The following is a 17,453-nucleotide window of genomic DNA, read 5'->3' on the forward strand; positions in this document are numbered from 1 at the left end:
CTGTTTTCCCTGGTCACGACGCCGGGTGACGGAAATTGTCGGTGGTAGCCGGCACAGTGGTCCCCATGAGCCGCCGGCCCGGCGGGCGAACCGCCGAAAACCGGGTCCGCCGCCCTCCACGCGAGCCTATTATCGACCGTCCCACCTGACCTTGACCCGAGGTGAATTCCACTCCCATGGCACACACCTTCGGTGTCGACCTGCGCGGGATCATCGATCTGCTCAGCCACCACCTCTACAGCAGTCCCCGCGTCTACGCGCGTGAGCTGCTGCAGAACGCGGTGGACGCGATCACCGCCCGCCGCGCGCTCCAGCCGGACGCGCCCGGCGAGGTGGCGATCGAGCCGATCGACTCCACCGCGGGCGGCACCCTGCGCATCACCGACACCGGCATCGGCCTGACCGAGCGGGAGGTCCACGACCTGCTCTCCACGCTCGGCCGCACGTCCAAGCGGGACGAGCTGGGGTTCGCCCGGCAGGGCTTCCTCGGCCAGTTCGGCGTGGGCCTGCTGTCCGCGTTCCTGGTCGCGGAGCGCATCCGGCTCGTGTCGCGGTCCGCGAAGGGCGGCCCGGCCGTGCGGTGGACGGCGGACGCGGCCGGCAACTACGAGGTGGAGGTCCTCGGCGACGACCCGGACGTCCCCGTCGGCACCACCATCGAACTGGTGCCCAACCCCGACTCGGAGCACTGGCTGGAGCGCGACGTGGTGCGCGCGCTGGTGGTCGAGTACGGCGAGCTGCTGCCGGTCCGGGTGGCGGTGGCCGGCGAGGTGGTCACCGGCGAGACCCTGCCGTGGGCGGAGGACGCCCTCGGCTACGGGGCGCGGGTGCTCGGCGTGCAGCCGTTCGACGCGATCCCGGTCGAGGTGCCGACGGTGGGCCTGACGGGCGTCGCGTACGTGCTGCCGCGCGGCGTGCACCCCGGCGCGCGGCAGTCGCACCGCGTGTACCTGAAGCGGATGCTGGTCGGCGACGCCATCGAGGGGCTGCTGCCGGAGTGGGCGTACTTCATCCGGTGCGTGGTCGACTCGTCGGCGCTGCGGCCGACCGCGAGCCGGGAGTCGCTGTACCAGGACGAGACGCTGCTCGCGGTGCGCGAGGAGCTGGGCAGGCAGGTGCGGGACTGGCTGGTGCGGCTGGACGCGACCGACCCGGACCGCACCGCGGCCCTGCTGGACGCGCACCACCTGGGCATCAAGTCGCTGGCCAGGGTGGACGACGAGATGCTGCGGCTGGTGGAGCGGTGGCTGCCGTTCGAGACCACCGACGGCGGGCAGTCGCTGCGCCAGTTCAAGCGCAGGCACGGCGCGATCGCGTACGTGCCGGACGTGGACGAGTTCCGCCAGCTCGCGCCGGTCGCGCACGCGCAGGGCATGGGCCTGCTCAACGCGGGCTACGCCTACGACGTGGAGATCATGGACCGGCTGGTCGCGCTGGACGGCCCCGCGGCGGCCCGGCGGGTCGCGCCGAACGAGGTGCTGGCCGCGCTCGGCGAGCCCGAGCCGGAGGTGGAGCGGGCGCTGCGCGACCGGCTGGCGCTGGCCAAGGACGTGCTGGAGCGGCACGACTGCGAGGCCGTGCCGCGCGACTTCGACCCCGGCTCGCTGCCCGCGCTGCTGGTGACCAACGTGGAGGGCGAGCGCAAGCGGGACGTCGAGCAGGTCGGCGAGCAGGCCGACCCGCTGTGGGCGGAGCTGCTGGGCAGCCTGGTGTCGGCCGAGTCGGACGCCTCGCAGCGGCTGGTGCTCAACTGCCGCAACCCGCTGGTGCGGCGGCTGGCCGGGCTGGACGACTCGGCGCTGGTGGAGCTGACCGTGGAGTCCCTGTACGTGCACGCCCTGTTGCAGGCGCGGCGGCCGATGCGCCCGAAGGACACCGCCGCGCTGAACCGCTCGTTCCTGGAACTGCTGGACCGCGCCGTCGGAGGGCACGCGTGAGCGAGGAGAAGAACGCCGCCGAACAGCAGTTCGTGGAGGCGTACCACCTGCCCGAGGGCATGGCGCGGCACGAGGCGCTGGAGCGCGCGGCGCGGGCCGCCGACGCGGTGGACCACCTGCCGCTGGCGGTGAGCTGCCGGATCGCGCTGCTCCGGTCCGCCTACGACCTGGGCCGCTACGACCTGATGCTGGCGCCGTTCGCCTGGTGCGGCGCGGCGGAGAAGCGCGACCCGACGGCGTTCGACGAGTGGGAGACGCACAGCTTCGACTGGGCGCACAAGTGGATCGTCAGCGGCCTGATCGCCGACCCGCGCTTCTCGCTGGCGCAGGTCGAGTCGGTCCTGGAACAGCTCGCGGCCCGCTACCAGCAGCACGGGTTCTCGCTCCAGCCGGTGCACGGCGCGCGCGCCGACCTCGCCGAGCACATCGGCGACGAGGCGGCCTACCGCGAGCACTTCGCGCGGTACCTGGCGATGGACCGGGGCCCGATGAGCGACTGTGAGGCGTGCGTCATCGAGGAGCAGGCGGGCCACCTGATCCGGCAGGGCAGGCCCGCCGAGGCCGTCGCGCACGCGGAGCACCAACTGGAGAAGGAGACCGGCTGCGCCACCCAGCCGCAGGGCATCCTGACGACGCTGGCGCCCGCGTTCGTGACCCTGGGCGAACTGGACCGGGCGCGGCAGGCCCACACCGTGGCGTACCGGCTGGTCCGCGACGACCGGTACGGCGGCTACCTGGACGACCACCTGGTGTTCTGCGCGACCTCCGGGAACGTGCAGCGGGGCGTCGAGCTGCTGCGCCGGCAGCTTCACCGGGTGCACCACTCCCCCTCGCCGGCGCAGGCCATGCACTTCGCGGCGGGCGGCGCGCTGCTGCTGAGCCGGGTCGACGAGCCGATCGAGTTCGCCGTGCCGCGGGACGGGCAGACCGAGGTGCTGGCCGCGGCCGAGCTGCGGCGGCTGCTGGAGAGCCGGGCGCTGGAGATCGCCGCCCGGTTCGACGAGCGCAACGGCACCGACGCGGTGAGCCGCCGGATCCGGGCGAAGCTGGCGCTGGAGGACACCGCGCACGTGCCGCTGGCCGTGCCGGTCGCCGCCGCGCCGCCGCCCGAGCCGGAGGAGGAGCCGGTGGTGGTGGCCGACCCGGTGGAGCTGGCGCGGGAGCTGGGCGAGGCGTTCGACCGGGGCGACTTCATCACCGGCATCCGGCTGCTGCGGTCGCTGCCCGCCGACCTCGACCCGCTGCTGCCGGAAGGCCTGGCGGCGGTGGTCGCGGCCCGGCGGGCGCTGGTCGGGCGGCAGGCGCGGCCGTTGGACGAGGTGCTGGCCGAGCTGGACATCGCGGTGCTGCGGCTGGCGGCGGCGGGCGAGACCGACCTCGCCAACCGGTACCGCTGCCGGGGCGCCGTGATGCGGGCCGAGAGCACCGGCCCGGTCGTGGCGATGGTGGAGGCGCGCGAGTGCGTCGCCGAGGCCGACCGGTCCGGCGCCCCGTACACGCGGGTGCTGACCAGGCTGCTGCTGGCGGACCTGCTGGCCGACGTGGACGAGTTCGACGAACAGGGTGAGCTGGTCACGTCGGCGCTGGCGCTGGCCGAGGCCGAGGTGCCGGATCTGGTGTCGCGGGCGCGGTGCGACCTGGCGCAGCACCTGGCCACCGTCGGGGAGCTGGACGAGGCGACCGCGCTGATCGCCGAGGTCCTGGCGGCGTCGCCGCCGCCGGCCGTGCGGTTCGACGCGCTGCGGCTGCGGCTGAAGGTCGAGACCGTGCAGGGCTCGTCGGCGGCGGTGGAGACGGCGGCCGAGTTCGTGGCGGGCTTCAGCACGCCGCGCGGCCCGTGGACCGCCGAGACCCATCGGCAGCGGGTGGTGTCCCTGGAGCGGCTCGGGGTGGAGGAGCACCACCTGGAGGAGCTGCGCACGGCGATCGCGGTCGGGCACGACCTGGGCGTGCCCGAGGACGTGGCGAAGGCGTGCCACGCGCTGGCCGGCGGATACCTGAAGTCGGGGCGGCTCGTGGAGGCGGCCGAGGCGCTGGAGGAAGCCGTCCGCGTCATCGAGGGCCAGGACGTGTCCTACGACATCGTGGTGCCGGTGCGGTACCGGCTGGCGCAGGTCTGCTCGCGGCTGGACGAGAACGAGGCCGCCCGGCGGCACCTCGACGTGGCGTTGCCGCTGGTGCCCGAGGACGAGCCGTGGCGGCGGGCGCTGGTGCTCGACGTGCTGGGCGGCGTGCTGCGGCGGCTCGACGAGCCGCTGGACGGGGCGCGCGCCTACGCGGAGGCCGCGCGGTCGTGGCAGGAGGTGCCGGACGCGACCGAGGCGGCCGGGTCGTGGGTCGAAGCGGCGGCGGCACTGCCCAAGGAGGAGCACGCCGAGTGCGTCGCGGCCCTGGCGTCGGCCGAGGAGCTGCTGCCGTCGGTGGAGGACGAGGAACACCGCGCCCACCTCGCGGCCCGGATCGCGGCCATCCGGGCGTTCCTGCACTTCCAGGCGGGTGAGCACGCGGAGGCCCTGGAGCAGAACGGGATCGCCGAGGAACTCGCGGCGCGGCTGGGCGACGTGGACTGGCAGATGTTCCTGGCGCAGCGCGGCGCGCGGTTCCTGCTGGAGTCCGGTGACGCGGTGAACGCGGAGGCCGAGGCGCGACGGGCGGCGGGCATGGTGACCGACACCTCGCCGCCGCAGATCATCGGCGACACGGCGAACGTGTTGGAGGAGTCGCTGCGCGCCCAGGACAAGCCCACGGCCGGCGACCGGGTGCTGCGGGCACTGACCTCACGGCTGGAGGACTGATCCTGGAGGACCGACCCCCGGAGGACTGACCGGAGGCCCACCCGAGAGTGGGCCAGGGCGGTGACGAGGATGCTCCTATAGAAGTCAAGTTGCGATGGCTGGACTTGGTGTGCTGGTCAGGGCGCGGTAGACCTCGCGGGCGATGAAGCGTTTGAGGCAGCGGATGATGTCTTTGCCGGACAGTCCTTGCCTGGTGCGGCGTTGGACGTAGGTGCGGGTGCGTTGGGTCGTGACGCATGCGGACCAGGGCGATGGTGTGCAAGGCGTTGTTGGCGGCCCGGTCGCCGCCGCGGTTGAGCCGGTGGCGGTGGACGCGTCCGGAGGACGCAGGGATCGGGGCGACCCCGGCCAGGTGTGCGAACGCGGCTTCGGGCCGCACCCGTTCCGGGTTGTCCCCGGCGGAGGCGAGCAGTTGGCCGGCGGTCTCCGGGCCGACGCCGAACAGCTCGAGCAAGGCCGGGGCGGCCTGGGTGACCAGCGGTCCGATCTGCGCGTCGAGTTCGGAGATCTCGGTGTCCAGGGGCTTGGTGGCGGCGGGCCAGGCGGCGCAGGGCGGCCCGGGTCGCGGTGGCCGGGTCGGTCAGGTCGTGGTCGGGGCTCAGTCGGGCCAGGGTCGTGATCAGCGCGGCCCGGTCCAGGCCGGTGAACCGCTCGCGCAGCGGCGCGGGCGCGGCGACGAGCAGGCCGCGGATCTGGTTGACAGTCTGGGTGCGGGCCTTGACCGCGCTGCGGCGTGCGATGCGCAGGTCGCGGACGGCTTCGACCACGCCGTCGCGGCTCTTGGGGTGCCGGTGGCGAGTCCGGAGAGCACGGCGGTGGCGGCGGCGTAGGCGTCGATCGTCGGACTTGCCTTTGCTCCACCTGGTCCTGCGGTCGGGGCGGCCGACCTCGACGACGGTGATCCCGGCGGCGGTGAGCATGCGGGCGGGCTCGGCGCCGTAGGCGCCGGTGCCCTCGACTCCGACCGCCGTCACCGGGCCGTGTGAGTGCATCCAGTCCAGCAGCGCTCGGTAGCCGGCGATGATGGCGGGGAATTCCCGGTCGGCCAGGTGCCTGCCGACCGGGTCGACCACGGCGGCGTGGTGGGTGTGGCTGTGGGTGTCGACTCCGCCGGTAACCGGTGGGCCGTCGTGCGTCATGCTGGTCATGTCCGTCCCTTGCAGCGTGTGTTCACCAGGGGCGGCACGCGCCGGTCGGGCGGGTGGACAGGACAGTGACGGGGCCTCCGGCCAGGCTCCTATGAAGTCACAAGCGCCCGTCCGGCCGCGTACGCGGTGACGCAGTCAACGGGCCAACAAATCCCTAACAGGACAGTCGAGACGTCAGTCAGCCGATGGGTCAGACCCACCAACGACGTCACCACACACATCATCACTGTCAGCCGACGATGCCTCGAAGGCTGATCCGCTCACCAGCTACGCCTTCTTCCGCAGGGCGAGCCCTGAACAAGGTTCGCGGTGGCCGCGAGGCCCTTGCTCAGGTCCGCTGCGCCCGCGCGGAGGCGTAGAGGCAGACCGCGGCGGCCGTGGCGAGGTTCAGGCTTTCCGCGCCGCCGTAGATCGGGACCTTGAGGGCGGTGTCCAGGGTCGCCACCACCTCGTCCGGCAGGCCGTGGGCCTCGCTGCCGAAGACCCAGGCGGTGGGGCGTTCGAGGTCGCCTCGCAGGTCGGCGGTGACGAGGTCTTCCTCGGCGTAGCCGTCGGCGGCCACCAGGCGCAGGCCGGCGGCGCGGCAGGCGGCGAACACCTCGTCCGCGTCGCGACAGCGGGAGATCGGCAGGTGGAAGACGCTGCCGGTGGACGACCGCACGCACTTGCCGTTGTGCGGGTCCACCGTGTCGCCGGCGAAGATCACCGCGTCGGCTCCCGCGGCGTCCGCGACGCGGACCACGGTGCCGGCGTTGCCCGGGTCGGCCACCCCGTGCAGCACGGCGACGAGTCGGGCGCCCGTGAGCGAGAGCGGCACGTCGACCAGGTCGCAGACGGCGACGACGCCCTGCGGGGTCACGGTCTCCGACAGGGCGGCGGCGGCCTTGTCGGTGACGCCGCTCACCGGCACGCCCGCGTCGACCGCGTCCCGCACCAGGTCGGGGTTGCGGGTGGCGGCGACGGCCGTGACGAACAGCTCGTGCACCCGGCCTCGGCCGGCGGCGGACCAGGACAGTGCTTCCCGCACCGCCTGCGCGCCCTCGGCCAGGAACTGCCCGGCCCGGTCCCGGCCGGAACGCCTCGTCAGGCGCCGAGCGGCAACGACCCGAGGAGTCCGTTCGGTGAACGGAGCATCCTCGGGTCGTGGTGCGACGCTCAGGCCTTGTCCTCGACCGGCGCGTTCACGTCGGCGGGGAGCGCGGCCTTCGCCAGCTCGACCAGCGCGGTGAAGGCGGTGGGGTCGCTGACGGCCAGCTCGGCCAGGATCTTGCGGTCCACCTCGATCTCGGCGAGGCGCATGCCCTGGATGAAGCGGTTGTACGTCATGCCGTTGGCGCGGACACCGGCGTTGATGCGCTGGATCCACAGCTTCCGGAAGTCGCCCTTGCGCGCCCGGCGGTCGCGGTACGCGTAGTTGAGCGAGTGGAGCACCTGCTCCTTGGCCTTGCGGTACAGCCTCGAACGCTGGCCGCGGTAGCCGCTGGCGAGTTCAAGGGTGGTACGGCGCTTCTTCTGGGCGTTCACTGCCCTTTTGACGCGTGCCACGGGTCCGTCCTGTCGATCTCGTGGGGCTGGTCAAGGCCCCGGTGTTCATGGGGGAGTGAAAGCTCAGAGCCCGAGCAGCTTCTTCAACCGCGGCACGTCGTTCTTCGCGACCTCGGTGGCTCCGGAGAGACGACGGGTCAGCTTGCTGGACTTCTTCTCCAGCAGGTGGCGCTTGCCTGCCTTCTCGCGCATGAGCTTGCCGCTGCCGGTGACCTTCACTCGCTTGGAGGTCCCGCTGTGGCTCTTGTTCTTGGGCATTTCCGTCCTCGTCTCGTGCAGCCACCGGGATGGGGCGGCCATGCTTGCTCCCGGCCCGGGGGCCGGGAGGTCACTCCTCGACAGACCCCGGGTCCGCCGCGCCTTCGGCGCCGTCCTGCTCGTGCTTCACCGGACGGGTCTTCGTGGTCTTGTGCGGCGCCAACACCATGATCATGTTGCGGCCGTCCTGCTTCGGGTTCGACTCGACGAAGCCCAGCTCCGCGACGTCCTCCGCCAGCCTCTGCAGCAGCCGGTAACCCAGTTCCGGCCGGGACTGCTCGCGGCCACGGAACATGATGGTCACCTTGACCTTGTTCCCGTGCGACAGGAAGCGGGCCACGTGACCCTTCTTCGTCAGGTAGTCGTGCGGGTCGATCTTCGGCCGGAGCTTCTGCTCCTTGATGACCGTCAGCTGCTGGTTGCGACGCGACTCGCGGGCCTTCTGCGCGCTCTCGTACTTGAACTTGCCGTAGTCCATGAGCTTGCAGACCGGCGGCCGAGCCTGCGCGGCGACCTCGACGAGGTCGAGATCCGATTCCTGCGCGAGTCGGAGCGCGTCCTCGATGCGAACGATCCCGACCTGCTCGCCGTTAGGCCCGACCAGGCGAACCTCGGGCACGCGGATGCGGTCGTTGATGCGCAGATCGGTGCTGACGGGGGCACCTCGGTTCGAGGGACTTGTCATTCACGTCCTTTGTGACTCGTTGTGCGCCAAAGACAAGAGGCCCCACACCTGCCCGGTGTGAGGCCCGCTTCCGACCGATCGCACAACGAAGGGCGCAGTCCACCCATCGAGGTGACCGGACCCGGCCACCTGACAGCGGTGGAACGCGGGTGGGAGCGGGGCTCCACTTGCCGTCCCCACACGTGTGGGGACTGGTCGCGCGGAGAATACTAGCAGACGGCCTTGTCAACCCCCGAACCGGCGACCCGTTCGGGGAGGTTGCGAGAATGCCTCCCGTGACCGACCTGCCTACGAACAACGTCCGCGACCTGTCCGATGTTCCCAGCATCGAGGTGATCAGCAAAGCGGCCGTCATGCTGCTCTCCGCGGCAGCCGAGCGCCTCGGCCTGGCCGACGAGGACCCGGACACCAGCCCGCGCCGCGACCTCGACGAGGCCCGCCGCCTGATCACCGCGCTGGCCGGCCTGGTCACCGCGTCGGCGGAGTACCTCGGCCCGCACGCGGGGCCGTTGCGGGACGGCTTGCAGTCCGTCCAGCGCGCGTTCCGCGAAGCTTCCGCGGTGCCGGACGAGCCCGGCCAGGGACCGGGCGAGAAGTTCACCGGTCCGGTCTACTGACCCGATCGGGCCCACCCCCGACCGGGGACGGCCACCCTCATGTCGCGTTCCCTCTTGATCGAAGGTGGACCTGCCCGAGCCGACGCGAGCCATCCACAGGCCGTGGCGAGTCATCCACAGGGCCTCGCCACACGCCCCCGACCTGTCGTACCCCTGTGGTTAGGTATGTGCGAGGGGTGCTCCCATTCGGGGGACCTCTTTCGAGTCTTACCTTTCACCCGATGGTGATTGTGATCGCGGGCGGGGCTGCCTAGGCTTCTCGGCGGTTCGCGCGAACTTTCTCTGCCGCCCAGTACCTGTTATCGAGGGAGACCCGTCATGGGAGAGTTCGGCGCGTCCTGGAGACGGTGGGCCGGTGTCGGAGCCGGGTCGGCTCTGGTCGTGGCGCTCGCCGCCGCCCCGGCTTCGGCGCAGCCCGCGATCGTCGGCGCGCACAGCGCCGACGCCGTCACCGGCCGCTACATCGTGGTGTTGAAGGATTCCGGCGAGGTCGACACCGTCGCGAAGAAGGTCGGGGCCCGGGTCGCCCACCGGTACCACGCCACCCTGCGCGGGTTCTCCGCCGCGATGCCCGAGTCGGCCGCGCGTCGGCTCGCCGCCGACCCGGACGTCGCCTACGTGGCGCAGGACCAGGTGGTCCGGATCGCGGGCACGGCGTCGTGGGGCCTGGACCGGGTCGACCAGCGCGACCTGCCGCTCGACAAGACGTACAACTACGCGAAGTCCGGGCAGGGCGTGCACGTCTACGTCCTCGACACCGGCATCCGCACCTCGCACGCCGACTTCGGTGGCCGGGCGTCGTTCGACTTCAACGCGATCGACTCGGACGACACCGACTGCAACGGCCACGGCACGCATGTCGCGGGCACGGTCGGCGGCGCGACGTTCGGCGTGGCCAGGGAAGTGCGGCTGCACGCGGTGAAGGTGTTGTCCTGCAACGGCACCGGCACGGTGTCCGAGGTCGTCGCCGGCGTGGACTGGGTGACCGCCAACCAGGTCCGGCCCGCGGTCGCGAACATGAGCCTGAGCAGCGGTGTCAGCGACCTGATCGACTCGGCCGTGCGGCGGTCGATCGACTCCGGCGTCACCTACGTCCTGGCGGCGGGCAACGGCGGCGAGGACGCGTGCCTCCGCTCCCCCGCCCGTGTTCCCGAGGCGATCACCGTGGCCGCGTCCAACAGCGGCGACGCGCGGGCGTCGTTCTCGAACTTCGGCACGTGCGCCGACCTGTTCGCGCCGGGCGCGGACATCCCGTCCGCCTGGCACACGGGCGACACCGCGTCGATGCGCATGGACGGCACGTCCATGGCGGCGCCGCACGTCGCGGGCGCGGCGGCGCTGCACCTGGCCGCGCGGCCGGGTGACTCGCCGCAGCAGGTCCAGTACGCGCTCACCTACGCCGCCACGCGCGGGCGGATCGCGGCGGCCGGGGCCGGCACGCCGAACCTGCTGCTCTACACCGGGCCGCCCACGAACGCCACGCCGGGCGCGGACCGGCTGACGCGGGGTGAGTCGCTGACCGCCGGGCAGAGCAAGGTGTCGACGGACGGCGCGTACCGGTTGACCTTGCAGAGCGACGGCAACCTGGTGCTGTACACGGCGTACGGCGAGGCGTTGTGGCACACCGTCACGTGGGGCAGCGACGTGACCCGCGCGGTGCTCCAGCCGGACGGGAACTTCGTGCTCTACTCCGACGCGGGCGTGGCCCGGTGGCACACCTGGACCTTCGGCACGGCCGCGGACCGGCTGATCGTGCAGACCGACGCCAACCTGGTGCTCTACGGGCCCGGCGGTCAGGTGTTCTGGCACCGCCGGCAGTGAGCCGGGCTCAGGCCCGGGGCTTCTCGCGCAGGCCGCACACCGCCAACTGCCGGGCCGCCAGTCGCCCGATGACCTCCTCGTCACGGCTGCGCCACGCGTCCGCCGGGTCGGTGTCGAACCGGACGAGTTCCCGCAGCGGCAGGGTGTTCAGGGCTTGCAGCGCGAGCAGGTCGCGCCGGCCGGTGTCGCGCAGTCGTTGCGCGGCACCGGCTTTGCGGGCGTAGCGCAGGCGCAGCGGCAGCCAGGTGACCAGCAGGAACGCCACCGGCACGGTGATCAGGGCGACCATCAGCCACAGCGCCGCGCTCTCGACGGCCTCGACCTGGGTGTTGCCCGCGTCGACCAGCGTGCCGCCCGCGTCCCGGCCCCGGTCCAGGGCCTCCCCCAGCCGGCCGCCCACCAGCGGGACGTCGCGGGCTTTCCCCGCCGCGTCGGTGAACGTGTCGCGCAGGCCGTTGCCCGCCCGCGTCAGCCCGTCACCCGGAGCACGCAACGCGCGCACCGCTTCCTGCGTCGCCAGGGCCACGGTCGCCCAGACCCACACCCACGCCGCCGCCAGCAGGTCGGCCGCCACCTGTCGGCCCAGCCGGCCCGGTCGATCCGCGTACCACTTCATGCCGGAAGCAATACCAGCAATACCGGCGGGACGCCGCGTTCTCGCGGCGCAGTAGGGTCGGAGCAGTGGGGACGACGTTCGGCGATCTGCTGCGTGCCTACCGGCAGCGCGCGAGGCTGACCCAGGAGGAGCTGGCGAACGGTTCCGGGGTCAGCGTCCGTGCCATCAGCGACATGGAGCGCGGCCGGGCCCGGGGTCCGCAGCGGCGCACAGTGGAGGCGTTGGCCGGGGTGCTGGCCGTGTCGCCGGACGAGTTGCGGGCGTTGGCCGCCGCCGCCAAGGAGGGCCGGGCGCGGCGGCAGCCGATCGCCGTGGCGCCGTGCGCGCTGCCGCCGGACGTCGTGGACCTGACCGGCCGGGAGCCGGCGTTGCGGGCGCTCGCCGAGGCCGCGTCCGTCGCCGCGGGCACGTCGGTCGTCGTCGTCCACGGCCCGCCGGGGGCGGGGAAGACGAGCCTGGCCGTGCGGGCGGGCTACCGGTTCGGGCCGCGGTTCGCCGACGGGTGCTTCTTCTTCAACCTCAGGGGGATGGACGCCCGGCCGGCGCACCCGGCCGAGGTGGTGCACCGGATGCTGTTGGCGCTGGGCGTCGAGGACCCGCCGGCCAGCGAGGCCGAGCGGTCGGACCTGTACCGGGAGCGGCTGCGCGGGCGGTCGACGCTGCTCGTGCTGGACAACGCCGCCGACGAGGCGCAGGTGCGCCCGCTGCTGGCCACCGGCGACGGGTCGCTGGTGCTGGTCACGTCCCGGCAGGTGCTGGGCGGGCTGGAGGCCGTGACGCGGCTCGGGCTGGGCGTGCTCGGGCCGGCCGAGTCGGTGGACCTGCTGGGCGCGATCGCCGGCCGGTCGCGGGTGGCGGCCGAGCCGGTGGCGGCGCGGCAGGTGGCGACGCTGTGCGGGCACCTGCCGCTGGCGCTGCGGATCGCGGGCAACCGGCTGGCCGGCCGTCCTCAGTGGACGGTGGCGCACCTGGCCGGGCAGCTCGCGGACGAGCGGCGCAGGCTGTCCGCGCTGACGGCGGGCGACCTCCAGGTGCGGACGGCGTTCGAGATGTCGTACCGGCAGCTCGGCGGCAAGGCCGCGCTGCTGTTCCGGCGGCTGTCGCTCGCGCCCGGCGCGACGTTCACGCCGGACCTGGCGGCAGTGGCGGCGGACGTCGACCGGTTCGCCGCCGAGGACACGCTGGAGGAACTGGTCGACGTGAGTTTGTTGAACACGGCCGAGACGCCCGGCCGGTACGTGTTCCACGACCTGGTCCGGGTGTTCGCCGCGGAACGGCTCGCCGACGAGGAGCCCGACCACGAGGAGTCGCGGCGGCGGGTCGTCGGCCACCTGATCGACACGGCCGTCGAGGCGGCGGGGTTCTTCGGCCCGGACGCGCGGGACACGCCGACGGAGTCCCTGCAAGGGCAGGAGGACGCGGACGCGTGGCTGACCGCCGAGACGGCCAACTGGGTGGGCGCGGTGCGGTGGGCCGCCGCGCACGGGATGCACCGCGAGGTGCTGCGGCTGGCGACCGCCGTGCACTGGTACTCCGACCAGCGCGGGCACGGCGGGACGTGGGCGGAGGTGTTCACGGCGGGCGTCGCGGCGGCGCGGGCGGTGGGCAGCGTGCGCGACGAGGCCGTGCAGCTCAACTTCCTGACCTGGACGCTGTGCGTGCTGCTGCGCAAGCCGGGGGAAGCCCTTGCGCTGCACGGTGAAGCGTGGCGGGCCGCGATCGCGTCGGGTGACCTGAAGGAGCAGGGCTGGGCGATGCACTACCGCGCCGCGTCCGAGCTGCGGTCGGGTGAGCTGGCGTCCGCGAAGGAGAGCGCGGGCCGGGCGCGGGTGTTGTTCCGGCAGGCCGGGTACCTGCTGGGCGAGCAGATCTCGTTGTCCTGCCTGGGTTTGGTGCTGCACGGTCTGCGGCAGTACGAGCAGGCCGTCGACGTGCACCGGCAACTGCTGGCGAACGTCCGCTCCGGGGTGCTGGACCTGGCTCCGGTGATGGCCGTCGAGATGCAGGCGAGCCTGCTGGTGCGGGCCGCCGACAGCCTGGCGGAGCTGGCGCGGTGGCCGGAGGTGCTGGAGGCGGCGACCGAGGCGTTGCGACTCTCGATCGCCGCCACCGCCCCCAGCAGCACCTGTGACGCCCGGCACCTGCGCGGGTTGGCGCTGTGCCGGCTCGGCGACCTGGTCCAGGCGCGTGCCGAGCTGGTCGAAGCGGCCGAGATGCTCATCGAGCACCGCCACCACCGGTTGGGCGCGGTGCTCGACGTGCTGGCCGATGTGCATGACGACCTCGGTGACCCGGTCGCGGCCGGTCAATGCCGTTCGCGGGCCGCCGAGCTGCGGTCAGCCGATCGGTGATGCGTTCCTAGCCATCGCCGTCTGATCCTTCCGTGACTCGCTCGGGGGCCGGCTCCAGTCAACCGCCGCCGTCCGCGCGGTGCCACGCAGAACAACCGGCAGAAGTACCTGAGGATGCCTCACTTTCAGTCGACCACCGCGAGCGCGTCGATCTCGACCAGCAGGCCCTCGGGCAGGCCGACGTAGACCGTGGTGCGCGCGGGGAACGGCTGCTGCGTGACGATCTCGTTGTAGACCTCGTTCATCTCACCGAAGTGCGCGGTGTCGGTGAGGTAGACGCGCAGCATCAGCACGTCGTCCAGCGACGCGCCGCCCGCCGCCAGCACGGCCGCCACGTTGGCCAGCGCCTGCCGGGTCTGCTCGGCCACCGTGCTCCCGACGATGGCGTTGGTGGCGGGGTCGAACGCGACCTGGCCCGCGACCTGCAGCACGTTGCCCTTGCGGACGCCCTGCGAGAACGACGCCACGGGCTTGGGCGCGTTGGAAGTCGTGATCTCGGTCTTGGACATACGTCTGCTCCTGTGGTGATCGGTGTTGGGTTGCCTCGGCTCCGCTGACGCGGCGCGAGGTTGCCGGAAGGACCTGGCCGGTCTAGTCGCGGGGGGACCAGCCGCATTCGACGGAGGCCGTGCGTGCGGTGGCCAGGAGGTCGGGCAGGTGGCCGAGCAGGCCGTCGAAGTCCAGCATCACCTTCGGCACGGACATCGAGACGGCGGCCACCACCTCGCCGCGGGAGCCTCTGATCGGCACCGCGACGCAGTGGATGAAGTCCTCGTGCTCGGCGTTGTCCACGGCGTAGCCGCGGTCCCGCACGCGGTCCAGTTCGGCCAGGTACGCGGCGGGCGTGGTGATGGTGTTCGCGGTCAGCGGCACGTAGTCGATGGTGTCCGCGACCTCGCGGCGGCGGGCTTCGGGCAGGTCGGACAGCAGCACCTTCGCCACGGCCGTGCAGTGCAGCGGGGCGCGGCGGCCGATGCGCGAGTACATCCGCATCGGGTGGGTGCTGTCGTACTTGTCGATGTAGATGACCTCGCCGCCCTCGTAGGACGCCAGGTGGACGGTGTAGCCGAGGCGGGCGTTGAGGTCGCGGAGCGCGGGTTCGGCGGCGCGGCGCACGTCGCGTTCCTCCAGCGCGCGGTTGGCGAGGTCGAACAGCGCGGTGCCCAGGCGGTAGTGGTGCACGCCGTCGCGTCGCACGAACCGGTGCGACTCCAGGGTGCGCAGCAGCCGCAGCGTGGTGGACTTGTGCACCTCGATGACGGCGGACAGCTCGTCCAACGTCTTGGCGCCGGTCGCCAACTCCTCCATCAGGGTCAGCGCCCGGTCCAGGCTCTGGCTCATCCCACTCTCCTCAGGTGCGCGGCGGCCCACGTCGGCGGATCGGCGTCCAGCAGCGGACCGGTCACGTCGGGCGGCAGTGGTTCGCCCACATCTTCGCTGGTGAGCAGGGCGGCGGCGGCCTGGAGGTGCCCCGCGCGCAGTCGGCGTGTCGGCGGCAGGCCCGCCAGGTGCGCGGCGAGGTACCCGGCGGCGAACCCGTCACCGGCCCCGACGGGCTCCACGACGTCGACCTTCAGCGCTTCCTGGTAGGTGAACTCGCCGTCCTCCACCAAGGTCGCGCCCTGCTCGCCCTGCTTCACCACGATGCTCGACGGGCCGGGCAGCAGCGTGCGCAGCTTGGCCGGGTCGCCGGTGCCCCACACGGCTTCGGCCTCGTCCGCGCCGGTCAGCACGATGTCCGCCGCGTCGGCGAGTTCCAGCAGCACGGACGGGTCGCGGTCCGGCCACAGCGCGGGCCGCCAGTTGAGGTCGAACGACACCAGGTGCCGCCGGGGCCGGAACAGCACCTCGCGCAGCAGGTCCAAACAGCGGTCGGACAACGCGGCGGTGATGCCGCTGACGTGCAGCAGCCGCACGCCGTCGAGCGAGAGCCGGTCCAGGGTGTCCGGCCCGAGGGCCGAGGCCGCCGAACCGCGCCGGTAGTACCGGACGGGGCTGCCCGCCGCGTCCGCTTCCTTCACGTAGAGACCGGTGGGCCGGGTCGGGTCCACCCGCACGCCGGACACGTCCACGCCGGCGCCGCGCACGAAGTCGAGCACGGCCCCGCCGAACGCGTCGTCCCCCACCGCGCCCACCCACCGGCTGCGCAGCCCGAGCCGCGCCAGGTGGATGGCCACGTTGGACTCGGCGCCGCCGATGGCCCGCGTCCAGGTGCGCGCCGCGCGCACCGGACCGGGTTCGGCGGGCACCAGCACCACCATGGTCTCGCCCAGGCACACCACGCCGCCCGTTAGGTCGAACCGCATCCGCTCCTCCGAGCCCTTTGATTGACGAGGCGGCAGCCGAATGTTACACAGATCAGCATCACATCGCGCAATAGCCGTTGCGAGCTACGCAACGTGAGGAGCGAGACAGTGGACATCGACCGCGCCGCCGTGGCCGCGATCCGTGCCGAACGCCTTGACTGGCGGTTCAAGGGCCTGCCCGCGAGCACCTTCGGCTCGACGATCGGCGAGGTCGCCGACCGCCGGCTGGACCTGTTCGCCGACGGCTTCGTCGGACCGCTGGTGGTGCTGGACGCCGCCGCGCTGGAGCACAACCTGGCCACCATGTCGGCGTGGTGCGCCGCGCACGGCGTCCTGCTCGCCCCGCACGGCAAGACGACCATGGCACCCCAGTTGTTCACCCGCCAGCTCGACCACGGGGCGTGGGCGATCACCGCCGCGAACGTCAGCCAGCTCCGGGTGTACCGGGCGTTCGGCGTGCGGCGGGTGCTGCTGGCCAACCAGCTCGTGGACCCGGCCGGACTGGCGTGGGTCGCCGCGGAGCTGGCCGCCGATCCGGCGTTCGAGTTCACCTGTTGGGTGGACTCCGTGGCCGGGGTGCACCGCATGTCGGAAGCGCTCGGCTCGCCCGGGCGCCCGGTGGACGTGCTGGTGGAGCTGGGCGCTCCGGGCGGCCGGACCGGGGCCCGCGACCTGGAGACGGCGGTGCAGGTCGCGCGGGCCGCCGCGCAGAGCCCGGCGGTGCGGGTGGTCGGCGTCGCCGGGTACGAGGGCGCGTTGGCGCACGACGCCTCGCCGTCCGCACTGTCCACTGTGGACGAGTACCTGACGGACTTGCGCGAGCTCGCCGTGCGGATCAAGGATCTGTTCGAGGTGGCCGAGCCGATCGTCACGGGCGGCGGCAGCGCGTACTTCGACCAGGTGGCGGCGGCGCTGACCGGGCCGTGGCCGTTCCCGGTGCGGCCGGTGCTGCGCAGCGGCGCGTACGTGACCCACGACGACGGCTTCTACCGGGGCATCTCGCCGCTGGGGCGCGGAGCGGGCGAGCAGCCGTTCCGGTCGGCGCTGCGGGCGTGGGCGCAGGTGACGTCCAAGCCGGAGCCCGGACTGGCGCTGCTGACCATGGGCAAGCGGGACGCGTCGTTCGACGAGGGCCTGCCCGAGCCGCAGGTGGTGCGCGGCCGGGACGGCGTGGCCCGGCCGGTCGACGGTGTCGTGACCGCGCTGAACGACCAGCACACGTTCCTGGAACTGCCCGCCGGCTCGACGGTGGAGGTCGGCGACTGGGTGGGGTTCGGGCTGTCCCACCCCTGCACGGTGTTCGACAAGTGGCAACTGCTCCCGGTGGTCGACGGCACCACCGTCGTCGACCTGGTTCGCACGTACTTCTGAGAA

At 72.8% G+C, this 17,453-nt stretch carries 15 protein-coding genes and 1 pseudogene; 6 read left to right on the forward strand and 10 right to left on the reverse strand.

Annotated features, from left to right (window positions below):
- The first annotated feature begins 176 nt into the window (after nt 1-176).
- Nucleotides 177-1,937, forward strand: a complete 1,761-nt coding sequence (locus ACQPZF_RS31420; RefSeq protein ID WP_433263154.1) for an HSP90 family protein — start codon at nt 177-179, stop codon at nt 1,935-1,937.
- Nucleotides 1,934-4,732, forward strand: a complete 2,799-nt coding sequence (locus ACQPZF_RS31425; protein WP_433263156.1) for a hypothetical protein — start codon at nt 1,934-1,936, stop codon at nt 4,730-4,732. Before ACQPZF_RS31420 ends, ACQPZF_RS31425 begins: the two co-directional genes overlap by 4 nt.
- Here the strand turns inward: ACQPZF_RS31425 and ACQPZF_RS31430 are convergent.
- The 6 genes and pseudogenes from ACQPZF_RS31430 to infC all read right to left on the reverse strand — a co-directional run bounded on the left by ACQPZF_RS31430 (nt 4,626) and on the right by infC (nt 8,368).
- Complete coding sequence (locus ACQPZF_RS31430; RefSeq protein ID WP_433274773.1) at nt 4,626-5,186, reverse strand: transposase; 561 nt, start codon at nt 5,184-5,186, stop codon at nt 4,626-4,628. The genes ACQPZF_RS31425 and ACQPZF_RS31430 overlap by 107 nt on opposite strands.
- Nucleotides 5,187-5,466: 280 nt before the next feature.
- Nucleotides 5,467-5,880, reverse strand: a pseudogene (locus ACQPZF_RS31435) (IS110 family transposase); the annotation flags it as partial.
- 328 nt (nt 5,881-6,208) lie between these two features.
- The gene (locus tag ACQPZF_RS31440) at nt 6,209-7,039 is read right to left on the reverse strand and encodes a TrmH family RNA methyltransferase (protein WP_433274775.1); all 831 of its coding nucleotides are present in this window, start codon (nt 7,037-7,039) and stop codon (nt 6,209-6,211) included.
- Nucleotides 7,036-7,425, reverse strand: coding sequence for a 50S ribosomal protein L20 (rplT, locus tag ACQPZF_RS31445; RefSeq protein ID WP_433263158.1), 390 nt, complete (start codon nt 7,423-7,425; stop codon nt 7,036-7,038). Before rplT ends, ACQPZF_RS31440 begins: the two co-directional genes overlap by 4 nt.
- A gap of 63 nt (nt 7,426-7,488) precedes the next feature.
- Entirely contained in the window at nt 7,489-7,683 is a 195-nt protein-coding gene (gene rpmI / locus ACQPZF_RS31450; protein ID WP_015804175.1) for a 50S ribosomal protein L35, read from the reverse strand.
- Between the two features lie 70 nt (nt 7,684-7,753).
- Nucleotides 7,754-8,368: a translation initiation factor IF-3 gene (gene infC / locus ACQPZF_RS31455; protein ID WP_433263159.1), complete on the reverse strand. Its 615-nt coding sequence runs from the start codon at nt 8,366-8,368 to the stop codon at nt 7,754-7,756.
- A 266-nt stretch (nt 8,369-8,634) separates the two neighbouring features.
- On the opposite strand from infC, the gene ACQPZF_RS31460 reads away from it, so the two are divergent.
- Both ACQPZF_RS31460 and ACQPZF_RS31465 read left to right on the forward strand, forming a co-directional pair.
- Nucleotides 8,635-8,985 (forward strand): DUF1844 domain-containing protein, encoded by a 351-nt coding sequence (locus ACQPZF_RS31460; RefSeq protein WP_433263161.1) that lies wholly within the window; start codon nt 8,635-8,637, stop codon nt 8,983-8,985.
- A gap of 318 nt (nt 8,986-9,303) precedes the next feature.
- Nucleotides 9,304-10,806 carry a S8 family serine peptidase gene (locus tag ACQPZF_RS31465; RefSeq protein ID WP_433263162.1) on the forward strand — a complete coding sequence of 501 codons (1,503 nt, stop codon included), beginning with the start codon at nt 9,304-9,306 and terminating at the stop codon, nt 10,804-10,806.
- Nucleotides 10,807-10,813: 7 nt separating this feature from the next.
- Here the strand turns inward: ACQPZF_RS31465 and ACQPZF_RS31470 are convergent, their stop codons facing one another.
- Nucleotides 10,814-11,422: a hypothetical protein gene (locus ACQPZF_RS31470; RefSeq protein WP_433263164.1), complete on the reverse strand. Its 609-nt coding sequence runs from the start codon at nt 11,420-11,422 to the stop codon at nt 10,814-10,816.
- A 65-nt stretch (nt 11,423-11,487) separates the two neighbouring features.
- Here ACQPZF_RS31470 and ACQPZF_RS31475 point away from each other — a divergent pair, with 65 nt between their 5' ends.
- Nucleotides 11,488-13,773 (forward strand): ATP-binding protein, encoded by a 2,286-nt coding sequence (locus ACQPZF_RS31475; protein ID WP_433263166.1) that lies wholly within the window; start codon nt 11,488-11,490, stop codon nt 13,771-13,773.
- 125 nt (nt 13,774-13,898) lie between these two features.
- Here ACQPZF_RS31475 and ACQPZF_RS31480 read toward each other — a convergent pair whose 3' ends face one another.
- From ACQPZF_RS31480 to ACQPZF_RS31490, 3 genes are all read right to left on the reverse strand, one after another.
- The gene (locus tag ACQPZF_RS31480) at nt 13,899-14,282 is read right to left on the reverse strand and encodes a RidA family protein (RefSeq protein WP_433263168.1); all 384 of its coding nucleotides are present in this window, start codon (nt 14,280-14,282) and stop codon (nt 13,899-13,901) included.
- Nucleotides 14,283-14,364: 82 nt separating this feature from the next.
- A complete protein-coding gene (locus ACQPZF_RS31485) occupies nt 14,365-15,114 on the reverse strand; it encodes an IclR family transcriptional regulator (RefSeq protein ID WP_433263170.1) in 750 nt (249 codons plus the stop codon).
- Nucleotides 15,111-16,079: a sugar kinase gene (locus ACQPZF_RS31490; protein ID WP_433263172.1), complete on the reverse strand. Its 969-nt coding sequence runs from the start codon at nt 16,077-16,079 to the stop codon at nt 15,111-15,113. The genes ACQPZF_RS31485 and ACQPZF_RS31490 overlap by 4 nt, the downstream gene beginning before the upstream one ends.
- Before the next feature lie 108 nt (nt 16,080-16,187).
- Between ACQPZF_RS31490 and ACQPZF_RS31495 the strand changes: the two genes are divergently transcribed.
- Nucleotides 16,188-17,450, forward strand: coding sequence for an amino acid deaminase (locus ACQPZF_RS31495; protein WP_433263174.1), 1,263 nt, complete (start codon nt 16,188-16,190; stop codon nt 17,448-17,450).
- Nucleotides 17,451-17,453: the final 3 nt, after the last annotated feature.

Origin of the sequence: Actinosynnema sp. CS-041913, assembly GCF_050942485.1 — a bacterium.
Taxonomy (GTDB): Bacteria; Actinomycetota; Actinomycetes; order Mycobacteriales; family Pseudonocardiaceae; genus Actinosynnema.